This is a genomic window from Limnohabitans sp. Jir72 (assembly GCF_003063575.1).
Lineage (GTDB): Bacteria > Pseudomonadota > Gammaproteobacteria > Burkholderiales > Burkholderiaceae_C > Limnohabitans_A.
Genome location: NZ_NESC01000003.1, coordinates 249033 through 274126 on the forward strand (window position 1 = coordinate 249033; position 25094 = coordinate 274126).

At 62.8% G+C, this 25094-nt stretch carries 24 protein-coding genes; 8 read left to right on the forward strand and 16 right to left on the reverse strand.

Annotated elements, in window-relative coordinates:
• Positions 1-6 precede the first annotated feature (6 nt).
• The 10 genes from B9Z52_RS05970 to B9Z52_RS06015 all read right to left on the reverse strand — a co-directional run bounded on the left by B9Z52_RS05970 (position 7) and on the right by B9Z52_RS06015 (position 10268).
• Positions 7-1452, reverse strand: coding sequence for a bifunctional serine/threonine-protein kinase/universal stress protein (locus tag B9Z52_RS05970; RefSeq protein ID WP_108412919.1), 1446 nt, complete (start codon positions 1450-1452; stop codon positions 7-9).
• Entirely contained in the window at positions 1449-2207 is a 759-nt protein-coding gene (locus tag B9Z52_RS05975) for a metallophosphoesterase (RefSeq protein WP_108413011.1), read from the reverse strand. Before B9Z52_RS05975 ends, B9Z52_RS05970 begins: the two co-directional genes overlap by 4 nt.
• A 138-nt stretch (positions 2208-2345) precedes the next feature.
• A complete protein-coding gene (locus B9Z52_RS05980) occupies positions 2346-2987 on the reverse strand; it encodes a 2-hydroxychromene-2-carboxylate isomerase (protein WP_108412920.1) in 642 nt (213 codons plus the stop codon).
• A gap of 35 nt (positions 2988-3022) precedes the next feature.
• The gene (locus B9Z52_RS05985; protein WP_108412921.1) at positions 3023-3280 is read right to left on the reverse strand and encodes a DUF1289 domain-containing protein; all 258 of its coding nucleotides are present in this window, start codon (positions 3278-3280) and stop codon (positions 3023-3025) included.
• Positions 3277-3789 (reverse strand): YbaK/EbsC family protein, encoded by a 513-nt coding sequence (locus B9Z52_RS05990; protein ID WP_108412922.1) that lies wholly within the window; start codon positions 3787-3789, stop codon positions 3277-3279. The genes B9Z52_RS05985 and B9Z52_RS05990 overlap by 4 nt, the downstream gene beginning before the upstream one ends.
• A 3-nt stretch (positions 3790-3792) precedes the next feature.
• Entirely contained in the window at positions 3793-4701 is a 909-nt protein-coding gene (locus B9Z52_RS05995) for a hydroxymethylglutaryl-CoA lyase (RefSeq protein ID WP_108412923.1), read from the reverse strand.
• A 9-nt stretch (positions 4702-4710) separates the two neighbouring features.
• On the reverse strand, positions 4711-5631 hold the full coding sequence (locus B9Z52_RS06000; protein WP_108412924.1) for a glyoxylate/hydroxypyruvate reductase A: 921 nt from the start codon (positions 5629-5631) through the stop codon (positions 4711-4713).
• 149 nt (positions 5632-5780) lie between these two features.
• Positions 5781-7778 carry an acetyl/propionyl/methylcrotonyl-CoA carboxylase subunit alpha gene (locus tag B9Z52_RS06005; RefSeq protein ID WP_108412925.1) on the reverse strand — a complete coding sequence of 666 codons (1998 nt, stop codon included), beginning with the start codon at positions 7776-7778 and terminating at the stop codon, positions 5781-5783.
• An 89-nt stretch (positions 7779-7867) separates the two neighbouring features.
• A complete protein-coding gene (locus B9Z52_RS06010) occupies positions 7868-8650 on the reverse strand; it encodes an enoyl-CoA hydratase/isomerase family protein (protein WP_108412926.1) in 783 nt (260 codons plus the stop codon).
• 10 nt (positions 8651-8660) lie between these two features.
• The gene (locus B9Z52_RS06015; RefSeq protein ID WP_108412927.1) at positions 8661-10268 is read right to left on the reverse strand and encodes a carboxyl transferase domain-containing protein; all 1608 of its coding nucleotides are present in this window, start codon (positions 10266-10268) and stop codon (positions 8661-8663) included.
• A gap of 98 nt (positions 10269-10366) precedes the next feature.
• Between B9Z52_RS06015 and B9Z52_RS06020 the strand changes: the two genes are divergently transcribed.
• The 3 genes from B9Z52_RS06020 (at position 10367) to B9Z52_RS06030 (ending at position 13510) form a co-directional block, all read left to right on the forward strand.
• Positions 10367-11380: an AraC family transcriptional regulator gene (locus B9Z52_RS06020; RefSeq protein ID WP_108412928.1), complete on the forward strand. Its 1014-nt coding sequence runs from the start codon at positions 10367-10369 to the stop codon at positions 11378-11380.
• A 148-nt stretch (positions 11381-11528) separates the two neighbouring features.
• Entirely contained in the window at positions 11529-11837 is a 309-nt protein-coding gene (locus B9Z52_RS06025; protein ID WP_108412929.1) for a DUF485 domain-containing protein, read from the forward strand.
• Complete coding sequence (locus B9Z52_RS06030; protein WP_108412930.1) at positions 11834-13510, forward strand: cation acetate symporter; 1677 nt, start codon at positions 11834-11836, stop codon at positions 13508-13510. Before B9Z52_RS06025 ends, B9Z52_RS06030 begins: the two co-directional genes overlap by 4 nt.
• A 60-nt stretch (positions 13511-13570) precedes the next feature.
• Here the strand turns inward: B9Z52_RS06030 and B9Z52_RS06035 are convergent, their stop codons facing one another.
• Both B9Z52_RS06035 and B9Z52_RS06040 read right to left on the reverse strand, forming a co-directional pair.
• Positions 13571-13741: a DUF2256 domain-containing protein gene (locus B9Z52_RS06035; RefSeq protein ID WP_108412931.1), complete on the reverse strand. Its 171-nt coding sequence runs from the start codon at positions 13739-13741 to the stop codon at positions 13571-13573.
• 6 nt (positions 13742-13747) lie between these two features.
• Positions 13748-14272: an Rrf2 family transcriptional regulator gene (locus B9Z52_RS06040; protein WP_108412932.1), complete on the reverse strand. Its 525-nt coding sequence runs from the start codon at positions 14270-14272 to the stop codon at positions 13748-13750.
• Positions 14273-14386: 114 nt separating this feature from the next.
• On the opposite strand from B9Z52_RS06040, the gene B9Z52_RS06045 reads away from it, so the two are divergent.
• The 4 genes from B9Z52_RS06045 to B9Z52_RS06060 are packed head-to-tail and all read left to right on the forward strand — an operon-like array spanning position 14387 to position 19054.
• On the forward strand, positions 14387-15388 hold the full coding sequence (locus B9Z52_RS06045; protein WP_108412933.1) for a MerR family transcriptional regulator: 1002 nt from the start codon (positions 14387-14389) through the stop codon (positions 15386-15388).
• Between the two features lie 34 nt (positions 15389-15422).
• A complete protein-coding gene (locus B9Z52_RS06050) occupies positions 15423-15959 on the forward strand; it encodes a hypothetical protein (protein ID WP_146182797.1) in 537 nt (178 codons plus the stop codon).
• A gap of 1 nt (position 15960) precedes the next feature.
• A complete protein-coding gene (locus B9Z52_RS06055) occupies positions 15961-17514 on the forward strand; it encodes a cryptochrome/deoxyribodipyrimidine photo-lyase family protein (RefSeq protein WP_108413012.1) in 1554 nt (517 codons plus the stop codon).
• 1 nt (position 17515) lies between these two features.
• Positions 17516-19054 (forward strand): cryptochrome/photolyase family protein, encoded by a 1539-nt coding sequence (locus B9Z52_RS06060; protein ID WP_108412935.1) that lies wholly within the window; start codon positions 17516-17518, stop codon positions 19052-19054.
• A gap of 19 nt (positions 19055-19073) precedes the next feature.
• Here B9Z52_RS06060 and B9Z52_RS06065 read toward each other — a convergent pair whose 3' ends face one another.
• Positions 19074-19757: a response regulator gene (locus B9Z52_RS06065; protein WP_108412936.1), complete on the reverse strand. Its 684-nt coding sequence runs from the start codon at positions 19755-19757 to the stop codon at positions 19074-19076.
• The gene (locus B9Z52_RS06070; RefSeq protein WP_108412937.1) at positions 19754-21238 is read right to left on the reverse strand and encodes an ATP-binding protein; all 1485 of its coding nucleotides are present in this window, start codon (positions 21236-21238) and stop codon (positions 19754-19756) included. Before B9Z52_RS06070 ends, B9Z52_RS06065 begins: the two co-directional genes overlap by 4 nt.
• A gap of 168 nt (positions 21239-21406) precedes the next feature.
• Between B9Z52_RS06070 and B9Z52_RS17830 the strand changes: the two genes are divergently transcribed.
• Positions 21407-22216, forward strand: coding sequence for a MipA/OmpV family protein (locus tag B9Z52_RS17830; protein ID WP_158270512.1), 810 nt, complete (start codon positions 21407-21409; stop codon positions 22214-22216).
• Here B9Z52_RS17830 and B9Z52_RS06080 read toward each other — a convergent pair.
• The gene (locus tag B9Z52_RS06080; protein ID WP_108412938.1) at positions 22204-23433 is read right to left on the reverse strand and encodes a YHYH protein; all 1230 of its coding nucleotides are present in this window, start codon (positions 23431-23433) and stop codon (positions 22204-22206) included. The genes B9Z52_RS17830 and B9Z52_RS06080 overlap by 13 nt on opposite strands.
• Entirely contained in the window at positions 23434-24996 is a 1563-nt protein-coding gene (locus B9Z52_RS06085) for a multicopper oxidase family protein (protein WP_108412939.1), read from the reverse strand. It abuts the gene before it with no gap.
• Positions 24997-25094: the final 98 nt, after the last annotated feature.

The following is a 25094-nucleotide window of genomic DNA, read 5'->3' on the forward strand; positions in this document are numbered from 1 at the left end:
CGCGCCTCAGGCTGAGGCTGCAGCCAAGTGTTCAAACGGCAAGCTTTGCTTGACCAGGATCACCGTGCAGGCCGCCTCCATCGCCACCTTGATGGGCACCGTGGCCACAAAGCGCTGCATCTGCAAACCATGCGTTGCCGCACCCATGATGACCATGTTGACCTGATTGCCGTGGGCATACGCGAGCAAAGCACCGGCCACATCGCCCGATTCGAGCACGTGGTACGAGGTCTGATGGTCGTTCAGGTCCAGCGGCTGCGCCCATTGCTGCAGGCGGCTCAGGTGCCAGCGGTGGACTTGGGTTTCCCCTTTTTCAGACTCGGTGCTGCTGGTCTGCCCGGGCGAGATCACCGTCACGCAAGCCAGCCTTGCCCCGGGCCTGATGCCCAGCGATCGCGCCACCGCTTCGCGCAGCGAATACAAGGTGGCATCGCTCACGTCCAGGTGCGGCACCGCCACCATGATGATGGGCACCTGCTCGATCTGCTGAACCGGCACTGGGCTGGGCTGGTAAGACAAACCTGCGGCACGCACCCAACGTTTGAAGTGGGTCCAGAAGCCCGTGCCTTCGGTCTTTCGACCGCGATCGGTCACCTTGACCTGATCTGGGTGGGTCAAGTCAAACGCCAGATGCGAGGCCGAGGGGTAGCGTTGGTCGGCCACCGGCTCCAGGCAGCGCAAGATCACCTCTTGCAACCACTCGGGCAAATCAGCGCGGAGCTTGCGCGGCGGCACCGGGTCCATCCACAAACGCTGGCGCAAACCGCCTGGCGTGGCCGGCTCACCAAAGGGCAACTCGCCGGTGGCCAGTTCGTACAGCATGACGCCGATGGCAAAGATGTCGCTGCGCGGGTCCCCGCGCACACCCACCACCTGCTCTGGCGAAATCCAGACCGGTGAGCCCACGGCCTTGCGCATTTCCTCGGCCAGCAGATCGGGGTAATTCGCATGGCACGACAAGCCAAAGTCCAGCATCACCGCAGTGCCGTCGGCTCGGATCAGCACATTGGCGGGTTTCAAATCGAGGTGACACACGTTTTGCTGGTGCAAGCTGTGCACCGCACGCGCCATGACCGCGCCCAGCGACGCGATCTCTCGCACCGGCAGCGGCTGCGGGGCATCCAGCCAGTGCTGCAAGGTCTGGCCTTGGACATACTCCATCACCAGATAAGGCACCCGCGACAAATCGCCCGCCGCTACAAAGCGCGGCACATGGCTGCCCTTGAGCTCGGAGAGGATTTGCAGCTCGACCTCGAAGCTGATGATGTTTTCCGCGCCATCGCCCGCCGTCATGCGCGGGATCTTCATGGCCATGGGGAACTCGCTGATGCGGCGGCTGCCATCGGCGGCGGGCGCATACAGCACCTTGTACACATGGGCCATGCCGCCTGCGTGCATGCAGGATTCAATTTCGAAGCCGTCGATGGCGTGTCCGGGGTTCAGGAGTTTCAACGTCCTCGCTCCAGTCGTTGTGCAAAAAATTCTGGCAGCTGCGCCAGCCGGATGGCCTGCGCTGCCTCGGTGTGGTTGTAGGGCACACGGTGAAAAGTGAGCTTGCGCACAGCCCGGTCGTACACGGTGTACATGGCCCGAGGGTCCCCATCGCGCGGCTGACCGCAAGAGCCAACGCAAGCCACCCAAGGCCGGTGCGCAGACACGGGGACCGCCAGACCCGGCTTGGGCTCGAACCGCATCAACAAGCGGCCTGCGCCTTGGTAATACAAGGTCTGGTGGTGCACATGCCCCACCAACACGTGCGAAGCGCCTTGTGCCATCGCCGCATCCAGGCAATGGCCTGCGGCACGCTCGCTGTCTACATAACGCCAAGCCTCGGGCTTGTCGGCGCTGGCGTGCACCAGCAACAAGGTCTCGCGCTGGACCGTCAGGGGCAAATCGGACAAAAAGGCCTTGTGCTCGGCACTGAGCTGCGCGTGCGTCCATGGCGCGCCCTGGCCGCCTTGGGTGGCTTCGCTGCCTTGGGCGGTGGGCGGGCTGAGGGCCATCTCATCGTGGTTGCCTTTCAAGACCCAGGCACCTTGGGCGGCCAAGTCCATCACCTGATCGAGCACCGCGACGGGCTCGCCCCCGTAGCCCACCAAGTCGCCCAGAAAAGCCAACTGGTCAAAGCCTTGTTGACGGGCGTGCGCCAAGCAAGCCTGCAAAGCTTGTCGGTTGGCGTGGATGTCCGAAATCAGGGCCAGTCGCATGTTTGCCTCCTGCCCCATGATGGCAGGACTGCCTGATGCGCAGCTTGCAGCAGATCAAACTTCACTGGATCGCCACGCTTCGATCGCGATGACAAAAATTCGAAATGCCGAGGCTGGTGCTTCGCAGCCTTTGAGGCATCAGGCCTTGCGCTGCACACCCACGGGCAGCTGGGCCACGCCGGTCCAGTCGGGCGACTGGAACCACGGATCGCCCTGCAAATACGCCCGCAGCATGGGCAGTGCGTCGTTGCCCCAGAACACCTGGCCATCGACCACGAGGCTGGGCACGCCAAACAGGTTCAGGGCGATGGCCTCGTCGGTGTGGGCTTTGAGTTGTTGCTTGACGGTGTCGCTGGCCGCATCGCCTGCGGGTTTCAGGTCAGCGTTCAAGGCCGCCAGGCGCTCGGCATCGGCCGCTTCTTGGCCGGTGCACCACACGTGGCGGAAGATTTTGTCGCACACAAAGCGGTTGGGCGTGCCGTCCGCATCGCACGCGGTGGCCAAGCGCAGCAAGGCCAGCGAATTGAAGGGGTGGCTGGCGGGCAATTGCAAAGGCGTGCCTTGCGAGCGCGCTTGCCACTGCACTTGGCGGTAAGTCCAGTCGCGCTTGGCCGGGATCTCGGCCGGGCCCAACTGGCCGTGGTGCTTGAGCATGGCGCCAAACACCACCGGCTTGAACACCACGCGGTGGCTGATGCCCTCCAGCGCTTGGGGCAAGGTATCAAAAGCCAGCCAAGCGTAGGGCGAGATGAAGTCCAGATAGAAGTAGATGGTTTTCATGGTCGGGCCTGGGCCTGTGGTGTCAATGATGGGGCTCAGAGGTCGCTGGCTTGGTGCTCGCGCAGGCGCTGTGGAATGGCCTGCCAGACGGACAGCTTTTCGGCGTCGGTGGCGCGGCTCCAGCCGCCGATCTCGGGCAGCGTGCGCAGGCAACCTTCGCACCAGCCGCCGCTGGGGTGCATCAGGCACAGCGACACGCAAGGCGAAGGCAACGAGTTGGGCGCAGGCGGTGTGGGCTGGGCCAGCACTTGCTCGGCCAGGGCGCTGAGTTTTTTCCAGTAATGCTTGTTCATGCGGAGACCTCGGGTGCCGATTGCACCACATCGGCCACAGCTGCGCCGGTCAGGGGTTTCAGGTCGTCAGGCCGCAAGCGAAAGACCGCGTGCGGATGGCCAGCTGCGGCCCAAATCTCTTCAAAGCGCCACAGGTCCTGGTCGAGCAGGGTCACGGGCGGGAACAGGTGGGCCACGGGCGAGACACCGCCGATGGCAAAGCCGGTCTGCGCTTTGACAAAGTCGGCATCGGCGCGGCCGATTTTGCCGACCAAGGCCGAGACTTTTTTCTCATCCACCCGACGATCGCCCGAGGCCACCACCAGCACGGCCAGGCCGTCTTGCTTGCGCTTGAAGATCACGCTCTTGGCGATCTGCCCCAGTTGCACGCCCAGGCCGTGGGCGGCCTCTTGCGCGGTGCGGGCGGCGCCATCCAGCATGAGCGGCGTGTGCGGGTGGTTCGCATCTTGCAAAACCCTGGCCACGCGTTGCACACCTTCGGGCAGGGCATGGAGTTCAGCGCCGCACATGCTTCAGCCCAAGCGTTTGTTGAGGATGGCTTTGGCCACGTTCGAGTTGGGTGGACGCCCCAAAAAACCGCTGATGAACGCGCCCGCGTCGACCAGCTTGTCGAGGTCAATGCCGGTGTCGATGCCCATGCCGTGCAGCATGTAGACCACGTCTTCGGTGGACACATTGCCCGTGGCGCCTTTGGCATAAGGACAGCCGCCCAAGCCCGCAACGGAAGACTGGAAGTTCCACACCCCCATTTGCAGCGCGGCCAGGGTGTTGGCCAGCGCCTGGCCATAGGTGTCATGGAAGTGGCCGCAGATGTGGTCCACATCGAAGTACGGCAAGGTGGCCTCGATGGCTTTTTGTACCTTGAGCGGTGTGCCTGCGCCAATGGTGTCGGCCACATCCACACGCTGCACACCGATCTGCTTCATGAGGCCCGCCAGGTAGGCCACGCGCTCGGGCGCGACATCGCCCTCGTAAGGGCAGGCCACGGTGCAGCTCATGGCACCGCGCACCGCAATGCCCGCCGCCAGCGCGGCTTGGACCACGGGCGCGAAACGCTCGATGCTCTCGGCGATCGAACAATTGATGTTTTTGTGGCTGAAGGCTTCGCTGGCGGCGCCAAACACCACGATCTCGTCGGGCCGTGTTTTGAGGGCCGCTTCAAAACCTTGCGCATTGGGTGTGAGCACCGAGTAGCGCACACCCGCTTGGCGTTGGATGCCGTTCATGACCTCGGCGTTGTCGGCCATTTGCGGCACCCATTTGGGGGACACAAAACTGGTGACTTCGATCTCGGTCAGGCCTGCAGCTTGCAGGCGGTGCACCAGCTCGATCTTGACCGCAGCGGGCACGGGCTGCTTTTCGTTTTGCAGGCCATCGCGGGGGCCGACGTCGATGAGTTGAACGCGTGAGGGAAGTGTCATGGTGTGCTTTCAATAACCGCGCTGGGGGTCAACCACGCCCTTGATCGGCTCCCCGCGCTGCAAGGCTTGGATTTTGCCGACGATTTGCGCGATGCTTTCTTCGCGCAGTGTGCGGGCGGAGGTGTGTGGCGTGACGGTGATTTTGGGATGACGCCAAAAAGGGTGTTCGGCAGGCAGGGGCTCGGCGCGGAACACGTCGAGCGTGGCCCCGGCCAGGTGGCCCTTGTCCAGCAAGGCGATCAGGTCTTCTTCGACCAGGTGCTTGCCGCGGGCCACGTTGATGACGTAGCCGCCCGTCTGCAGTTGCGCGAGCGTGTTTTTGTTCAGGATGTTCTCGGTCTCTGGCGTGAGCGGCATCAGGTTGACCAGCACGCGCGTGGCTTGCAGAAAATCAGACAAGCCCTGCGCCCCGCTGAAGCAGCGAATGCCCGGCAAGTCTTTGGCGCTGCGGCTGTAGCCGTTGACGGGAAACTCGAACACCTGCAGGGCTTTGGCCACACGCTCGCCCAACACGCCCAGGCCCATGACGCCCACAGCAAAGTCGGCGCGGCTGCGCGGCTTGCGGTAGGACCATTTGCCCGCTTGGGTGTCGGCGTCGTAGCCATCGAACTCGCGAAAGTGGCGAATGACCGCATGGCAAACGAACTCGGCCATCTGCACCGACATGCCCGCGTCGTCCAGGCGCACCACCTTGAGGCTTGGCGGCAGCTTGAGCTGGAGCAAGGCGTCCACGCCCGCACCGATGTTGAACAGGGTTTGCAGGCCAGGCTGCTCGTCGATGAACTGCTGGGGCGGCGCCCAGACGATGGCGTGGTCGGCGGGCGCTGCGCCGGGTGCCCAGGCGGACACAGAGGCCTCAGGGAAGGCTTGCTGCAAGCCCTGCACCCAGGGCGTCGGGTCCAGCTTTTCAAAGCAGATGGTGATGTTCATGGGCAGATTTTGTCAGCAAGGTACCGGCCCTTCTGTCGCATGGGTTAGGCAGCCATTGTGGGAGCCCCGCCCTCGGGGCGAATGCCTGTGGACTGCGGGCGCTCCATCGCGGCGGGGGCGCCGCTCCCACACAGAGCAGTCACGGCAGACTACGCCGCCAGCTTGAGCAACTCCGCCCCCTCGGTCACCTGGTCGCCCGGCGCGTAAAGCAGTTCGGCCACCGTGCCGTCTTTGGGCGCGCTGATGGTGTGTTCCATCTTCATGGCTTCCATCACCGCCAGCGGCTGACCGGCTTTGACCTTGTCACCCGCCTTGACGGCAAACGACACGACCTTGCCGGGCATGGGGGCCGTCAGGCGGCCGCCTTCTTGCGCGGCTTCGCCGGCATGGGCCAGCGGATCGAGCAGGCCGATGCGGGTGGCGCCTTGAGGGGTAAACACATGACGGGTTTCGCCTTGTGCGTGCACCGTGCTGTGGATGCGCGCACCGTTGAACTGAACCCACAAACCATCGCCCTGGGGCGTGAACTGCAGCGCAGCTTCGGCCCCCTCCCCCACTTGCAACAACAGCTGCGGGCCATAGGTCAAGACGGCGCGCACGGGCTGGCCGTCGTACTCCAGCTCAAAACGGCGGCGTGTGGTGCCGTGCGACTGCCAGCCGTCGCGGCGGCTGAACGGGTCAGCGCCTTGCGCAGCGGATTCCGAGCGCAAGGCGTCGGCGATCACGGCAGCGGCAGCAGCCTGCAGGCCCACCGGATCTTGCTTGAACAGCACAGCGCTTTCGCGCTGGATCAGCGCAGTGTCGAGCTGGGCCTTGGCAAATGCGGGCGAGCGCACCACATGGCGCAAGAACTGCACATTGGTGTTCAGGCCCACGATGTGGGTCTGCGCCAGCGCAGTGTCCAGACGCGCCAGCGCCTGCTCGCGGGTGTCGCCGTGCACGATGAGCTTGGCGACCATCGAGTCGTAAAACGGGCTGATGGTGTCGCCCTCGCGCACACCGTCGTCGATGCGGGTGGTGCTGCGTTCAAAGCTGGTCGCTTGTGGCTTGCGGTAGACCTGTAAAGTGCCTGTCGCGGGCAAAAAGTTGTTGTCGGGGTTTTCGGCGCAGATGCGCGCTTCGATGGCGTGACCCTGGATGCGCAACTCGTCCTGACGCAGCGGCAGCGGCTCGCCACTGGCCACACGCAGTTGCCACTCCACCAAGTCCAGGCCGGTGATGGCTTCGGTGACCGGGTGCTCCACCTGCAGGCGGGTGTTCATCTCCATGAAGAAGAACTTCATCGACTCGGGCTGGTCATAAGCCGTTTGCTCGACGATGAATTCCACCGTACCGGCACCCACATAGTTCACCGCCTTGGCCGCCGCCACAGCGGCTGCGCCCATTTGCGCACGCAAGGCCTCGGTCATGCCGGGGGCCGGGGCTTCTTCGAGCACTTTTTGGTGGCGGCGCTGCACCGAGCAGTCGCGCTCAAACAGGTAAACGCAGTTGCCTTGGGTGTCGCCAAACACCTGGATCTCGATGTGGCGTGGGCGCTGCACGTACTTTTCGATCAACACCGCATCGCTGCCAAAGCTGTTGATGGCTTCGCGTTGGCAGCTGGCCAGCGCTGCGGCAAAGTCTTCAGACTTCTCGACCACGCGCATGCCCTTGCCGCCACCGCCTGCGCTGGCCTTGATGAGGGCGGGGTAGCCGATGCGGTCAGCTTCGCGCTGCAGCAATGCAGGGTCTTGGTCAGCACCGTGGTAGCCGGGCACCAGGGGCACACCGGCAGATTCCATCAAGCGCTTGGACTCGGCCTTGAGGCCCATCGCCAAAATCGCCGAGGCAGGCGGACCGATGAACACCAGACCCGCTGCGGCGCAGGCCTTGGCGAAGTCTTCGTTCTCGCTCAGAAACCCGTAGCCGGGGTGCACCGCCTCAGCGCCGGTGTCTTTGGCCGCTTGCAAAATGCGCTCCCAGCGCAGATAGCTGTCTTTGGGGGCCGAGCCGCCCACATGCACGGCTTCGTCGCAGGCCTGCACATGCTTGGCGCTGGCGTCGGCATCGGAATAAACCGCCACGGTCTTTAACCCCAAGCGGCGGGCGGTGGCCGCCACGCGGCAAGCGATTTCGCCACGGTTGGCGATCAGGATTTTTTTGAACATGGAAAACCTCATTCAGTGTTTGGTGTGGGAGCCGCGCCCTCGCGGCGATAGGGCATTCTTTTCGCGACGAGGGCATCGCTCCTACAGCATCAAGCCAACCAGCCCGGCTGACGTTTGTCGAGGAAGGCCGAGAGGCCGTCCTGTGCTTCAGGGGTGGCGCGCAGCCCTGCGATGCGTTGCGCGGTGTCTTCCACCACGGCGTCGTTGATGGGCTTGTTGTCCACGGCGCGAATCAGGTCTTTGGCAGCGGCTTGCGAGAGCGGGCCACCCTGGATCAGCGCGTCCACGATGTCCTGCACCTTGGCGTCCAGCTGCTCGGGCTCGACCGCCTCGTGCACCAGGCCCAGTTCGCGCGCACGCAGCGCATCGATGCGCTCGGCCGACTGGAAGTAACGATAACTCTGGCGCGCACCGATGGCCCGCACCACATAAGGGCTGATGGCGGCCGGGATGATGCCGAACTTGACTTCGGACGTGGCGAACACGGCCTTGGTCGAAGCGACGGCAATGTCGCATGCGGCCGTCAGGCCCGTGCCACCGCCCAGCGCGGCACCTTGCACGCGGGCAATGGTGGGCTTTTTCATCTCGGCCAACACGCGCAGCATGCGGGCCAGAGCGCGCGCATCGCGCAGGTTGTCTTCCACGCCGTTTTGCGCGGCGCGTTTCATCCAGTTCAGGTCAGCACCTGCTGAAAAGCTCTTGCCGCGCCCAGCCAGCACCACCACACGCACGCTGGCATCTTGGTCCAGCGCTTCGCACGCAGCAGTGAGTTCGGCGATCAGGTTTTCGTCAAAAGCGTTGTGCACATCCGGGCGGTTCATCCACACGGTGGCGACGCGGTTGTGGCGTTCGATTTCAAGGGTTTGGTACATGGTGAACTCCTTACATGCGGAACAGGCCAAACTTCGTCTCAGGAATCGGCGCATTCAGCGATGCACTCAAACCCAGCGCCAGCACACGGCGCGTGTCGGCCGGGTCGATCACGCCGTCGTCCCAGATGCGGGCGGTGGCGTAGTAGGGGTGGCCCTGCACCTCGTACTGTTCTTTGATGGGGGCCTTGAACGCGGCTTCTTCGTCTGCGCTCCACTGGCCACCCTTGCCTTCGATGCCATCGCGCTTGACGGTGGCCAAGACGCTGGCCGCCTGCTCTCCGCCCATGACGGAGATGCGGGCGTTGGGCCACATCCACAAAAAGCGGGGGCTGTAGGCGCGGCCGCACATGCCGTAGTTGCCCGCGCCAAAGCTGCCGCCAATGATGATGGTGAACTTGGGCACTGCGGCAGTCGCCACGGCCGTGACCATCTTCGCGCCGTTGCGGGCGATGCCTTCGTTTTCGTATTTGCGGCCCACCATGAAGCCGGTGATGTTTTGCAAAAACACCAGCGGAATCTTGCGCTGGCAGCACAGCTCGATGAAGTGCGCGCCCTTGAGCGCTGACTCGCTGAACAGAATGCCGTTGTTGGCGATGATGCCCACGGGCATGCCTTCGATGCGGGCAAAACCACAAATCAAGGTGGTGCCAAAACGCGATTTGAATTCGTCGAACTCGGAGCCGTCGACGATGCGGGCGATGATCTCGCGCACATCAAAAGGCTTGCGGGTGTCGGTCGGGATCACCCCGTACAACTCTTTGGCCTCGTACTTGGGCGGCACAGGCGCGTGCGTGGCGATGTTGGGAGCTTTTTGCGCGTTCAGGTTTTTGACCGCCTGACGCGCCAAGGACAGCGCGTGCACATCGTTTTGTGCCAAGTGGTCGGCTACACCCGAGAGGCGCGTGTGCACATCACCGCCGCCCAAATCTTCGGCGCTCACCACCTCGCCCGTCGCGGCTTTCACCAAGGGCGGGCCGCCCAAAAAGATGGTGCCCTGGTTTTTAACAATGATGGTTTCGTCACTCATGGCGGGCACGTAGGCACCACCGGCCGTGCACGAGCCCATGACGACCGCGATCTGCGCGATGCCCTGCGCACTCATGTTGGCCTGGTTGAAGAAGATGCGGCCGAAGTGGTCGCGGTCGGGGAAGACCTCGTCTTGGTTGGGCAAGTTGGCACCACCCGAATCCACCAGATAGATGCAAGGCAGCTTGTTTTGCTGCGCGATCTCTTGCGCCCGCAAATGCTTTTTCACCGTCATCGGGTAATAGGTGCCGCCCTTCACCGTGGCGTCGTTGCACACGATCATGCAGTCCACGCCACTCACGCGGCCGATGCCCACGATCACGCCGGAGCTGGGCGCGTCGTTGTTGTACATGTTGAGTGCGGCCAAGGGCGCGACTTCGAGGAAAGGCGTGCCAGGGTCGAGCAGCATCTGCACACGGTCTCGGGGCAGCAGCTTGCCTCGGGCGGTGTGCTTGGCGCGGGCGGCTTCGCCACCGCCTTGGGCCACACGCTCCAGATGGGCGCGCAGGTCATCGACCACGGCCTGCATGGCGGCGGCATTGGCCGCAAATTCGGCCGATCGGGGATTGAGTTGGGTTTGCAAAACGGTCATGGTGTTTCCAGTGGATTCGCTTGTAGCCGTCAGCATACGGGGCCGCCTGCACATGGGGATGCCAAGCAGGTTGCAAATGCTGCCAAAATACACCGCTTATGGTCACCACCCCCACCTCGCGCGCAGAGACCCCCATTGCCTTCATCAAAGCCATGGTGGATGCCTATGCTTTGCGCGGCATGGACCCCACCGAGGCTTTAGAAAAGGCACAAATTGCGCCAAAACTTTTGAATCGCAGCGACGCACGCGTGACGGCGCTGCAGATGGAGTGGATGAGCGAGGCCGCCATGCGCGAGCTGGACGATGAGGCGCTGGGCTGGTTTCGCCGCCGTCTGCCTTGGGGCAGTTACGGCATGCTGGTGCGCGCATCTCTGACCGCGCCCACTTTGGGTGTGGCGCTTTCCCGTTGGTGCCGTCACCACAACCTGCTGACCGACGACATTCGTCTGGCGCTGACGCAGACCGAAGGCCTGGCCCACATCGAACTGCATGAATTGCACGACCTGAAAGGGCTGCGCGAGTTTTGCACGGTGTCGGTCTTGCGCAATGCACTGGGCGTGGCCTGCTGGCTGACCGACTCGCGCATCCCGCTGGCCGCCACCGAGCTGCACTTTGCACCGCCACCGCACGCCGACAGTTACCGCGTTCTGTTTGACGGGCCCTGCCAGTTCAACGCGCCGCACAGCCGCCTGAGTTTTGACGCGGGCTACCTGCAGCTGCCCCTGCGCCGCGACGAAGCCGCGCTGCAGCGCATGCTGCAACGCGCCTTGCTGCTGACGGTGCGGCCCTACCGGCGCGACCGCCTGCTGGTCGAAAAAGTCCGCCAGACCCTGGCCGAGCACCCCGAGCACAGCCGCAACGCGGGCGACCTGGCCGCTTGGCTCAACCTGTCGCCGCGCACACTGCACCGACAACTCAAAGAAGAAGGGGCCAGCTTGCAAGCCCTCAAGGACAGCGTGCGCCGCGACACGGCGGTGGACTTGCTGCTGCGCACCTCACGCCCCATCAAACAGATCGCGGCGGAAGCGGGCTTTCAAAACGAAAAGAGTTTCATGCGGGCTTTCAAGGGCTGGACGGGCCAAACACCCGAGGCGTTTCGTCAAAACATCTGACAACAAGCCCGGCACCGGTTGCTCGAAGTAAGCAAAAGGTCAGTCGCCTCTGCGACATTAACCACCAGGCAGACAAACAACTTACTCAGATCAAAAGATCGGGTGAATTGGGGGTCTGCCTTTTTTGTTTTTAAAGCAGGACATAACAATGATTGACCCCGTGATCGCCAAGATCCAAAGTCACCCAAAGTACGCTCAGCTGCGCAAGCAGCGCAATACTTTTGGCTGGCTCCTGACCGTGTTGACCCTGGTCGTTTACTACGGCTTCATCGCACTGATCGCCTTCAACAAGCCCTTTCTCGCACAGCCTTTGGGCGCTGGTGTGACCTCGATTGGCATTCCGCTCGGCATGGGCGTGATTGTGTTCACCATCGTGATCACCGGCATCTACGTCAACCGCGCCAACAAGCGCTATGACGCGCTGACGCAAGACATCTTGAAGGACGCCACAAAATGAACAAGGCGATGCAATTTTTCTTGGGCACTTTGGCCCTGATCGCGGGTAACGCCGCTCTGGCTGCCGGTGCTGACATTGGCGACGCCGCCAAGCAGTCCACCAACTGGACCGCCATCTTGATGTTCGGCACTTTTGTGCTGGGCACTTTGTGGATCACCAAATGGGCTGCGGCCAAAACAAAATCCGCCGCTGACTTCTACACCGCTGGTGGCGGCATCACCGGTTTTCAAAACGGCCTGGCCATTGCGGGCGACTACATGTCGGCCGCGTCCTTTCTGGGCATTTCGGCGGCCGTGATGGCCTCGGGCTATGACGGCTTGATCTACTCCATCGGCTTTTTGGTCGGCTGGCCTGTGATCACCTTCTTGCTGGCCGAGCGTCTGCGCAACTTGGGCAAGTTCACCTTTGCCGACGTGGCCGGTTACCGCTTCAAGCAAGCGCCCATCCGAGCGTTTGCCGCTTCGGGCACGCTGGTCGTGGTGGCGTTCTACCTGATCGCCCAAATGGTGGGTGCCGGTCAACTGATCAAACTGCTGTTCGGCCTGGAGTACTGGATGGCCGTGGTCATCGTGGGTGCGCTCATGATGGTGTACGTGCTGTTTGGCGGCATGACCGCCACCACCTGGGTGCAGATCATCAAGGCTTGCTTGCTGCTGTGCGGTGGTACCTTCATGGCCATCATGGTGTTGGCGCAGTTTGGCTTCAGCCCTGAAGCGCTGTTTGCCAAAGGCGTGGCTGTCAAAACCGCCATCGCCGAGGCGAGCGGCAAGACGCCCGAAGAAGCGGCCAAAGCCGGTCTGTCCATCATGGGCCCTGGCGGCTTCATCAAGGACCCGATCTCGGCCATTTCTTTTGGCATGGCGCTGATGTTCGGCACCGCCGGTTTGCCCCACGTGCTGATGCGCTTTTTCACGGTGCCTGACGCCAAGGAAGCACGCAAGTCGGTGTTCTGGGCGACCACCTGGGTGGGCTACTTCTTCATCCTGATCTTCATCATCGGCTTTGGCGCGATCACCTTGGTGCTGACCAACCCCGAGTTGGCCGACACCGCCAAGGGCGTGATCAAGGGCGGCGATGTGTTTTACGGCTTCATCTCGGCCGTGGCTTTTGCCACCATCCTGGCGGTGGTCGCGGGCCTGACCTTGTCGGGCGCATCGGCTGTGTCGCACGACCTGTACTCGACCGTGTTCAAAAAGGGCCAAGCCGACAGCGCCTCGGAGCTGCGTGTCTCGCGCATCACCACCGTGGCTTTGGGCGTGATTGCCGTGGGCCTGGGCATCGCGTTTGAAAAGCAGAACATCGCCTTCATGGTGTCGCTGGCTTTTGCGATCGCGGCTTCGGCCAACTTCCCGGTGCTGTTCCTGTCGGTGCTGTGGAAAGACTGCACCACACGCGGTGCGGTCGTGGGCGGGTTCCTGGGCCTGATCTCTTCGGTGGGCCTCACGGTGGTGTCGCCTGCCGTGTGGGAAGTCACCCTGGGCAATCCCAAGGGCTCGGCTTGGTTCCAGTACAGCTCGCCTGCTTTGTTCTCGATGACCATCGGCTTTGTGAGCATCTGGCTGTTCTCGGTCCTCGACAAGAGCGAGCAAGCGAAAAAAGAACGCGCAGCCTTCCCGGCCCAGCAAGTGCGCTCCGAAACCGGCTACGGCGCTGCCGCAGCGTCGGACCATTGATTTTCAGCGCAGGCTGAAAACCCTAAGGGCGCTTCGGCGCCCTTTTTTTGTGCCCGCGCCTCAGCGCGAACTGCCCGCCGATCGGCGGCCGGCATCGCGGCAAGCCTGTGAGCAATATTTGATGCTCTCCCAATTCTTGGCCCAAGATTTTCGCCAGGTCATTACGCGCTGGCAGTGTTCACAGATTTTGCTGGGCAAGAAGGACTTGTTGCCTTTGAACGGTTGGCTCATTGGCGATCAGGCATGCCAGGCCACAGCCGGTTCAGCCACGAACTGGGACAACTGAAACACTGAGTTAGGGGCTTCGGGCATCCAGCGCGGCACCAGCGGCTTGATGCCGAAGCTCCAGTTTTGCGGCTTGCCGCTGCGCTGCAAATCGGGCACCGCCTGCACATGGTCGGCGATGAAGGTGGCCGACAACACCGCCTCAAATTGCGCATCGAAAGCCATGCCCAAAGCGGCCTCCAGATCAATCTGGTCCGGCCCATTCACAGACAGTGGCTGTGGGTGCGGATCGAACACCGCCACCACCGACCACACGCTGATGCGCGATGCCGACATGGCCAAGTCATAGCCACCACCGGGCCCACGGGTGGAACGAATGAAACCCCCTTCCCGCAAAATTTTGAGCAGGCTTTCCACATACGACACCGACAAGCCGATCTGGCTGGCCAGCTCGGCCGTGGTGACGCTTTCGCCCGCAGGCAGCGAAGCGATGAACACCAGCGCATTGACGGCGTGAATAGCTTTTTTACTGAGCATTTGGTGATTCCCCTGTGGTGATGCAGGGGAAATCTAACATCAACCCCTCCAAAATCTACACACTCATTAAGATAAACCATAAATTCAACGCAATACCTACTCAAAACAAGCGCCATGACCACAGCCATTGCCAACCACCGGATCGGCGCCGTCTCGGCCCTGAGCGGCGTACCCGTGTCCACTTTGCGGGTGTGGGAGACGCGGCATGCGGCTTTTGCACCGGCCAAGTCCGAAGGCCGACACCGGCTGTATTCGGACGAAGATGTTCTGCGCGCCTCGCTCATCAAGCAGCTGACCGAGTCGGGCCACAGCATCAGCACCCTCGCGCAGCTGCAAGCAGCGCAGCTCAATGGCCTGCTGCAGCAACAAAAAACCGCGCACCGTTTGCAACGCGCACCGGCATCCAGCACAGCGCCCGTGGCCATGGCCGTGGTGGGTGTGGGCATGGCCACTCGCATAACGTCAGGTCTGGGGGCCACAGGCCTGCCCGATCGCCCTTTTCAAATCACGGAAATCCTGCAAGACCTGGAAGAAGCCAGCACCGCCAGCATGCGCTCGCGCCCACAAGTGCTGTTGGTGCGCGTGAACTCGCTGCACGTCCTGGCCGGGGCAGACATCCAGCGGCTGGTACAGGCCCACCACTTTCAACAAGCGATCGTGCTCTACAACTTTGGCCAAGAGCCCGTTGTCGCGGCTTTGAAAATGGCAGGCATCAAAGTCCGCCGCGAACCTGTGTCCAACGCGGAACTGGCGGAGTTGATCAACTCCGTTTTGTGGATGGGCCACACCCAGGAAGCCCACGATGTGCAGCAAGGCGGCCTGGTGCCCCCGCGCAAATACAGTGACGAAACCCTGAACCAAGTGGCCAACACCAGCAACCAGCTGCTGTGCGAATGCCCAAGGCACGTGGCCGAACTGATCTCGCAGCTGGCCAGCTTCGAGCAGTACAGCCAGGAGTGCCTGAACAAAAGCGCCGAGGACGCGCACCTGCATGCCTACTTGAGCTCGGTCTCGGGATCGGCGCGCGCCTTGTTTGAAAAAGCACTCGAGATGGTGGCCGCGCACGAAAACATCCCGCTGCCGCAAACACCGGCATGGACCCGCACTCAGGCCTGAACGTCCCCGAGCACAACAACACCTGTCACGCTTCATGAAACCACGCATGGCCATCGCCCTGCTGTTGGCCACGGCCATCGGGGTCACCCTCAGCCACCTCCAGGTGCAAGCAACCGACCATGGTTTTTTGCTGGATGTGGACGGACGCCCTGTGGACGTCCAGGGCTGGTGGTCCGACACCCTCAATGGTCTGCAACGCGACTGCGCCCGGGTGCAACGCTTGCCCACGCAAGATGCACAGCTGGCCCCAGCCTTGCACGCACTCCAAGCAGAAAGCCCGCCCGCTTCACGAACAGCGCGCATCACGGCCGCTTGGGTGGCAGGTCCATGGCTGCTGGTCCAGGCCGAGTTTGACGAACTCTTGCCTGCCGTGGTGCTGTTGCAATCGCACGATGGCACATGGACCGTCGTGCCGCAAGGCGTGTGGAGCGGGCAAACCCATCCGTGGCGCGCAGGCCCCTTGATCCGAAGCTATCTGCAAGGCCGGGTGCCCAACGCACCAGCCACTTTGCTCAGCTGTTTTGAACCCCAGGCGATCGGCCACGCCCCAGCCGATGCCGGGCCGCATTGACATGGGCACACAACTGGTTTGGTTCAAACGCGATTTGCGGGTGCACGACAACGCCGCCCTGAGCAGCGCCGCAGCGCTGGGGCCGGTGATGTGTGTGTACATCGTGGAGCCGTCTTACTGGCGCAGCCCGGACGCATCGCAAAGGCAGTTTGATTTTTTGCGTGAATGCCTGCGCGACCTGTTTGTGCAGCTCAAAGCCTGCGGTGTGCGGCTGCAGGTGGTGACTGGCGAAGTGACCGACGTGCTGGACCGTCTGCACCAAGCCCAAGCCTTCAGCCACCTGCACGCGCACGAAGAAACTGGCAACGGCATGACCTTCGAGCGCGACAAGGCCGTGGCCCGGTGGTGCGCCACACACGGCGTGCAGTGGCAAGAGCACACCCAAAACGGCGTGGTGCGCAGACTGCAAAGCCGCAACACCTGGACCGATGTGTGGACGCAGCGCATGCAAGCGCCCCAGCTGAGCACGCCGGTGATCACGCCCGCCGCTTGGCCCTGGCCCGCCGAGCACTGGCCCGACTGGCAAGCCTGGGGGCTGTCCCCTGACTTGGCCCCCGAGCGGCAAACCGGCGGCAGGTCAGCGGCCTGGCACACCTTGCAGAGTTTTTTGAACTCGCGCAGCGGCCAATACCGGGGCGGCATTTCTTCACCGTTGAGCGCCGCCAGCGCCTGTTCGCGGCTGTCGCCCTACCTGAGCTGGGGGTGCCTGAGCATGCGCGAAGTGGTGCAGGCCACCGCCCACACCTTGAGCCAACCCAACCTTGACCCGTGGACCCGCAAGGGCCTGGTGGCGTTCACCAGCCGCTTGCACTGGCATTGCCACTTCATGCAAAAACTCGAGAGCGAACCCGCCATCGAGCACCGCAACATGCACCGGGGCTACGACGGTCTGCGCGAAGGCGACTGGAACGCGGCGCACTTTGAACGCTTGCGCACAGCCACCACAGGCTGGCCCTTGGTGGACGCCTGCGTGACCATGCTGCAGCAAACCGGCTGGCTCAATTTCCGCATGCGCGCCATGCTGGTGTCGGTGGCGGCGTACCCGCTGTGGCTGCACTGGCGCGAAGTCGGTCAGTGGCTGGCCGGGCAGTTTGTGGACTACGAGCCGGGCATCCACTGGAGCCAGATGCAAATGCAGTCGGGCACCACCGGCATCAACACCACACGCGTGTACAACCCGATCAAGCAAGCGCAAGACCACGACCCGCAAGGCGTCTTTGTGCGGCGCTGGCTGCCGGTCTTGCGCCAGGTGCCCGACACCTGGCTGTTCGAGCCCTGGAAGATGCCGCCCTCGGTGCAGGCGCAATGCGGTGTGGTGGTCGGCACCCACGTTGGCGCCCATATTGGCGCTCACTGGCCCGAACCGGTGGTGGACCTGCCCGCAGCCACACGCCAGGCCAAAGCCCTGCTGCACGCCCGCCGCAACACACCCAAAGTGCGCGAAGGCAAACAGGCCATCGTCGAACAACACGCTTCGCGGCGCGTGAAGGCGCCCAGCCCACGCCGCCGCGCAACCCCGGCCACACCCGCCGCACAGACCGAATGGGATTTTTGACATGAACGCACAGATCCGCCATCTGGTCCTCGTGCTGGGCGATCAGCTCGCCGAAGACGCCAGCGCACTGGCCAACTTTGACCCGACCCAAGATGTGGTCTGGATGGCCGAGGCCATGCAGGAGTCCACGCATGTGCCTTCGTCCAAACAGCGCATCGCCGTGTTCCTGAGCGCCATGCGGCACTTTGCGCAAACGCTGCGCGACAAGCACTGGCCGGTGGATTACAGCGAACTGGATGATCCGAGCAACAGTGGCACGTTGCACGGCGAGTTGACCCGCGCCATTGAGCGCCACCGCCCGGCTGCGCTGCTCATGACCGCGCCGGGCGACTGGCGCGTACTGCAAGCCATCAAGGCCGTGGCCAAAGCCCATGACTTGCCACTGGTGCTGCGCGACGACACCAGCTTCTTCACCACGGTGCGCGACTTTGCAGCGCACACCAAAGGCCGCAAGCAGCTGCGCATGGAGTACTGGTACCGCGAACAACGACAGCGTTTTGGCATCCTGATGGAGGGCCAACAGCCCGTTGGTGGGCAATGGAATTTTGATGCCGACAACCGCGAATCGTTTGGCAAAAAAGGCCCGCAAAACCTGCCTGCGCCCAAGCGCTTCGCGCCCGACGAGACCACGCAAGCAGTGCTCGGTGTGGTGGCGCGGCTGTTGGCCGACGCACCCGGGCAGCTGCAAGACTTTGCCTGGCCCGTCACGCGCTCGCAAGCGCTGCAAGCTCTGCAGGACTTCATCCAATACCGCCTGCCGCTGTTTGGCCAGTACGAAGACGCCATGTGGGCGGGCGAGCCCTGGCTCTACCACTCGCAGCTGTCGGTGTGCATGAACCTGAAGCTGCTGTCGGCCCACGAAGTGGTGCAGGCCGCACAAGACGCCTGGCGACAAGGCCATGCACCGCTGGCCGCGGTGGAAGGGTTTGTGCGCCAGATTCTGGGCTGGCGCGAATACGTGCGCGGCATCTACTGGACGCAGATGCCCGGCTACATCGACCTCAATGCACTGGACGCCCAGGAAGACCTGCCTGCATTCTTCTGGACCGGCGAGACCGACATGGCCTGCCTGCGCGATGCGCTACAGCAAACACTGCGGCACGGCTACGCGCACCACATCCAGCGCCTGATGGTGTTGGGCCTGTATGGCTTGCTGCGTGGTGTGCGGCCCCAGCAGATGCACGCGTGGTTTTTGAGCGTGTATGTGGACGCGGTAGAGTGGGTGGAACTGCCCAACACGCTGGGCATGTCGCAGTTTGGCGACGGCGGCCTGATGGCCAGCAAGCCCTATGTGGCCAGCGGCAAATACATCCAGCGCATGAGCAACCACTGCCAAGGCTGCAAGTTTGACCCCGGCCAATCCACCGGAACCACGGCCTGCCCGTACACCACGCTGTATTGGGATTTTTTAAAACGCCACCAACCACTGCTGGCGAAAAATCCGCGCATGGGCATGCAGCTCAAGAACCTGCACCGTTTGACGGAAGATGCGCTGAGTCTGATCCAAAGCCAGGCGCAGGCCCACCGCGAAAGCCATTGAACCCAGCGTGGGTCGCCTCTCATTCAGGCGCATCAAAGCGGTAGCCCACGCCATACACGGTGGTCAGGACATCGGCCTGAGCGTCCACCTGCTGGATTTTCTTGCGCAGGTTTTTGACATGGGTATCGATGGTGCGGTCGCTCACCTCGCGCAGGTCGCCATGGGCGTGCGACAGCAACTGCTCACGCGAATAGACCCGGCCGGGGCGCCCCATCAACAAGCTCAGCATCCGGTACTCCACGGGCGTCAGTGGCAGGACTTGAGCGCGCCAAAAAATGCGCAGAGCATCTGCATCGATCTGCCAGACCGGCTGTTCGGGCGCGGACATCGTGCGGCCTTGTGCGCGGCGCAACAAGGCATGCACGCGGGCCATCACCTCGCGCGGACTGAAAGGTTTGCACACATAGTCGTCCGCACCGGTTTGCAAGCCCAACAAGCGGTCAATCTCATCGACGCGGGCCGTCACCATCATGATGGGCACATCGCTGAACTGCCGCACGGCGCGGCATACGCTCACGCCGTCCATGCCAGGCAACATGCCGTCCAAGATGACCAGATCGGGGCGGTGTTTGCGGATGTCGGCCAAGGCCACCGCGCCATCGGCCACAGTGCTGGCTTGCAGGCCTTCGCAGCGCAAGTAGTCGAGCAAGAGCTGAGCAATGCGCGGATCGTCTTCCACCACCAGGACATGCGCGGGGCTCATGCGGACGCCTGACTGCGCAGCACATGCGCTTTTGGGGCGGTGGGTAAATCGACGTGCACACACAAACCGCCCAAGTGCGAGGCACGCGCTTGCATATGCCCTGCATGGGCTTGCGCAATCGCTTGCGCGATGGCCAAGCCCAAACCACTGCCCCCCAAGGCACGCGTGCGCGCCGTGTCGCTTCGGTACAAAGGCTCCCACAAACGCGGCAGCTCCTGCTCGGGCACCCCGGGCGCGGTGTCCTCGACTTCCAGATGCACGCGCTCTTGCACAAGACGCACGCTCAGCACCACCTGGCCTGGGGACTGGGTGTAACGGATGCTGTTTTCGAGCAAGTTCACGCACAGCTGCTCGATGCGCGCGGCATCCCAGCAAACTCGCCCCAAGTCATGCACCAAGACCAATTGCAAATCCAGGCCTTGTTGATGTGCGCGTGCAGCATAACGGCTCACCAGCTGGCGCAGCATGTCTGCGGGATCGAGCCACTGGAAATCACAAGGCAAGGCCTGCAAATCGGCCACCGCCAGGAGGTGCAAGTCATTGACCAATTTGCCCAAATGACGAACATCGTTGCGCAAGACTTGCACCGCATCGGGCGTCAGGGGGCGCACCCCATCGCACAGGGCTTCGATGTCGCCTTGCATCACCGTCAAGGGGGTACGCAACTCGTGCGAAATGTCGGCCAACCAGCGCCTGCGCGATTGCTCCAGCGTTTGCAAACTCTCGGCCATGCGGTTGATGTGCAACACCACGTCGCCGATTTCATCGGTGTTGACCTTGTGCACGACGCTGGCGTCCAGACGCACCGAAAAATCCCCCATGGCCAGCTGCCGAGAAGTCTTGGCCACCGCCTCCAGGGGCTTGACCCAGCGCCTGGCCAACCAGGCCGCACTGAGCAAAGCCAGCAGCACCAGCCCCAGCGATGCGCCCGCGATGACGCCGTATTGCTGGTACAAAAAGTGGGAGCCCCCAGCGTCGACCTCATCGCTGCGCTCCAACCGGACCCAGGCCACATGCAGATCGCCCTGACGCACCGGGCGGTCCACGTGCCCGGCGGCCGATGACCGCGCTTGGCGGCCCAACAAAAGTTGCCCATCGAGTCCGCGCACCGACAGGCGCTCGGGCCAGGCCGCAGGCGGGGCGGGCGGCGGCGGGCGCCATGCTCCCCCAACTCCGGGCGGCTCATGCCCCGGTGGCGGCCCGCGATGGGGGGCGGGCGCATCCTGCGGCAAACCCTGAAACCCATTGAGCAAGGCGTGCATCGACAAGTCTTGCAGCTGCACAGCGGGCTGAACCTTGCTGTTGAGTCGGCTTTCCAGATAGTCCCTGAACGCTTCCAGCTGAACCACTTCACGGGCGGCCAGGTATTCGCCAAAGCCATGCCGCAAATTCCAAGCGGTCAGTCCGCCCAAGGCAAGCACCGCCAGCAGGGCAAAGCTGAGCATCAGCAAAGAAAGTTTGTGTACAAGCCGCAAGCGCATGGTGGGTATCGAATCGGAGGCCCGAGTAAAGCCGAACAATGTGAAGGAACTGTGTGCCCCTTCCACCAACGAACTTTACACACACCGCACATGGCCTTGACTGGGGCTGCCCACAATCGCCTCCGATCGTCGCAACTGTCTTGCGGCGACATTCCCTTAAGAGGTTCCATGCCATCACACATCTCCCCTGGCCCCACACACGCCAAGCTCTTGCTCGCTTGGAGTTGCATCGGTTTGGCGATCGCCTCACACGCGCAAGGCGTAGATGACGAGGCCTGGCATTTCAGTGCCGGTATGGGTGTCATGTCGCAAGCCAAATACCCTGGCAGCAGTGAAACCCGCACGGGCGCAATGCCCACATTCAGCGCCAGCCATGGCCGCTGGCAAATCGGTGCCATCCCCGGTGCCGGTGTGCCACTGGGGGTGAACTACACCTTGGTGCAGGACGGCCCCTGGCGTTTGGGTGTCGGTGTGGGCACAGGTTTGGGCCCATCACGGGGCGCCAACGATGGCAGCAGCTTTGCCAAATTGGGATCGATTGAACAAACCACCTGGGGCTCGGTATCGGGCAGTTACACGCTGGGTGCAGTGGCCGCCAGCGCCAGCATTGTGAGCGATGCAGGCGGACACCAGCAAGGCACACGCGCCATGCTGGACGTGGTGTACCGAACTCGGCCCACAGACCGCTTGTCGTTGAGCGTGGGCCCCGGCCTGACCTGGATGGACAGCCGCTACGCCAGCACCTACTACGGCGTGAGCGCCCAACAAAGTGCCACCACGGGTTATGCCGCTTACCAAGCGGGCGCCGGTTTGAACGCCCTGCGGCTCAGCGCCGGTGCGGACTACCAACTCACACGCGAATGGGGCCTGTCGGCCAAGTTGGGGCTGACACAACTGCAGGGCGATGCGGCCAGCAGCCCCACTGTGGACAAGAAAAACCAGACCAGTTACGGCCTGTTTGCCCATTACCGTTTTTGAGCTGACCCGGTCATGGGCATGCCCATGGCCCCGGCACTGCGGGCCTGATCTGGCGAGTAGCAAAAGCCCGCCGCTTCGGCCGCAGCCCATTGCCGGGCGGGCACATGCCCGGCATAGCAGCGCATGGCCGCGTGGTGTTGCACCACGCCGCTGGGCAGCACGTAGTGGTAAATGCCTTGCGGGAATTCAGGGGTGGGGCTGGTGATGCCATTGCAGCCGTCCAACGTGGTCGGATCGATTCTTTGGCCCTGCATGTCGCGATCGCCATAAATCGGAAAGCCGTCGAGCGCCACCCCAATCAAGTGCGACGGCTGATCCGGGCGGTCCACCAAGGCGGTCACGCAATCGGAATGTCCGTGGTAGTGGTAGCTGTTGCCCGCATTGGCCGGGGTCGGATGGCCACTGCAGCGGTCCAGGAAACCAGCAAGCGTGGGCTGACCATCGATACCTTTGTAGCGATGAACCACGTGGTCATTGAGAGCAGTGGCACGGTGCCCGGCAATTTCAGCGGCCTTGTACAAGGTCGCCCCAGAAATCATCCAGCCGATCACCCCGTTGTTGGTGGCGGTGGCCACTGGCGCCTTGCGCGGGCAAATGCTCACGCTGAAAGGCTCGTGCACAGCCGGCCCCTCATAGGCGCGCAGGACCAGCGGCATCTGGCTGATGGCGGTTTTCGTCACCACCAGGGACTTGGCTGCTGGGTCTGTGCTGGCGGACTGAACAAGCAGCGGTGCCAGATAGACGGGCTCAAGCTCGTGCACAGGCCGGGGCGCAGGCAGCACAGTCATGGTGCATTCGGAAGGGAAGCTCACCGACATGCCCCGCGCCCAAGGCGCGGCGCGGTAAATGGCCGCCAGCGATTGCGCCGCCGATGCCTGCGACATGACTGCCTGCGCGCCAGATGGCGCCCCCGTGCCCGAGGCATTGCTGGCAGTGACCTGGCACTGGTAGCGCGTGCCTGCGGACAGCCCATGCACCGTGACCGGGCTACTGGCGGCCTGCGCAGTCAATCGCTCACCGGCACCGCTGCAGCTGGCGGTGTAAGCAGAAATAGGGCTGCGCCCCGCGTTCAGCGGCGCACGCCAAGACAAGCGCACGCTGGCCAGACCGGGCTCGGCCCGCCACAACAGCGGTGCACCAGGCAAGGCACTGCGCTCGCACCCGGCCAGCAAAGCGAGCGCGCCACACCAGACTGCAGCGAAGGGAATGCGTGCCATTCACTGCACCACGAATTGCCCCATCAGACCCAAGTCTTCGTGATTGACCATGTGGCAGTGGTACATGAAGGGGTAGGTGGCATCGGCCGTTTCATCGAACTTGGCCACAAAAGTGAGCGATTCATTGAGCGGGATGTAGAAGGTGTCTTTCCAACCTTGCTCGTAATTTTTCACAGCGGCGGCGCTGCCGTTGCGGGACACGATTTTGAATTGCACGCCGTGGATGTGAAACGAGTGCCCAAAAATATTGCCTCCATTGACCGTCCACGCCTCGGTGCTGCCCACCGCCACCGTCTGGTTGATGGTGTTCATGTTGAAGCCCACGTTGTTGAAGGTGAACGGGGCTCCAGGACCGGTAGCGGTAATGTTGAGAGTGCGCGACTGCGTTGCTTGCGCAGCCGTGGGGTAAGTGTTGCTGACCAGCGCTGAGGGCACTTGTGTGATGGGATTGGCCGTCGTCGCAGCCACCTGGATTCGCAACACGCTGAAAGTCTTGTTGTTGATCAGGCTGCCAAACTCACCGCTGCTGGCCGGCTCTAGGCCTGCAAAACCGAAGCTCAATCCGGCGTCCGAACCGTTGTAGGCGTTCAAATCCAGCGCCTTGCCAATGGCATCGCCAGAGAGGTCCAACAAAATTTCATAGCGCTCGCCAGGCGCCACAATCAAGCGCGTCACGGCCACCGGTGCGCTGAGCAAGCCGCCATCGTTGCCGATGACATAAAAGCTTCGCCCATCGCTGACACCCAGGTTGTAATCACGCTCGATCTCGCCGTTGAGGATGCGCAAACGCACCAGCTGCCGAGGCAAGCTCGCTTGTGCGTTCATCACGCCATTGCTGAGCAAGTAGTCGCCATAAGCGGTGGTGGTGTACAGGAACTGGTTGGCCACGCCATTCGTGGTGGTGAAACGGCGGCTGGTCAGCACCAGCGGGATGTCGTCCGTGCCATAGGTGCGGGGCAAGGCCAAGGCCGACTCCTCATCGTCTTGCACAATGATGAAACCACCCGCCCCCAGCGTGAGTTGCTTTTGCGTCATCTCGTGCATGTGGGGGTGGTACCAGTAGGTGGCGGCATTGTTCTTCATGGTGAAGGTGTCCGTCAGCCAAGTGCTGTTGGCCGCCACCACCTGGTGTGGTCCACCGTCTACAGAGCCGGGCACCAGCAAACCATGCCAGTGGGTGGTGGTCGCTTCGTTCAACTGGTTGTTGACCTGCATGCGCGTGCGCGCACCTTTTTTCATCAGCAAGGTCGGCCCCCAAAAACCTGCGCCGTTGTACCCGTAGGTGTTGGTCTTGGCCCCTGATTGGTATGACACCGATGCGTTGGACAAGGTCAAGTCAAATGTGGTGACACCATCGGCCGTCGTGCCCGTGAGCAAGGGCGGAATCCACAAAGCGTTGTAGGTGACCGTGCTGGATCCGCTGCTGGTGCTGTCGGTGCTTGCGCTGGTGCTGGAGCCGCCGCAAGCATAAAGCAAGCTGCTCGTGGCCAGCGCCGATCCGGCGATGAGTTTGAGATTTTTTCTTTTTTCCAGATCCACTGACTGACCCCATGACTTTGTCATGACCCCTCCCTTTGCGCATGAATGAACCCGGCCAGTGTGGCCCACGAATGTGGAGCAAATGTGGAGCAGGAAACGTGGGTGGATGTGCGCCGAAGGTT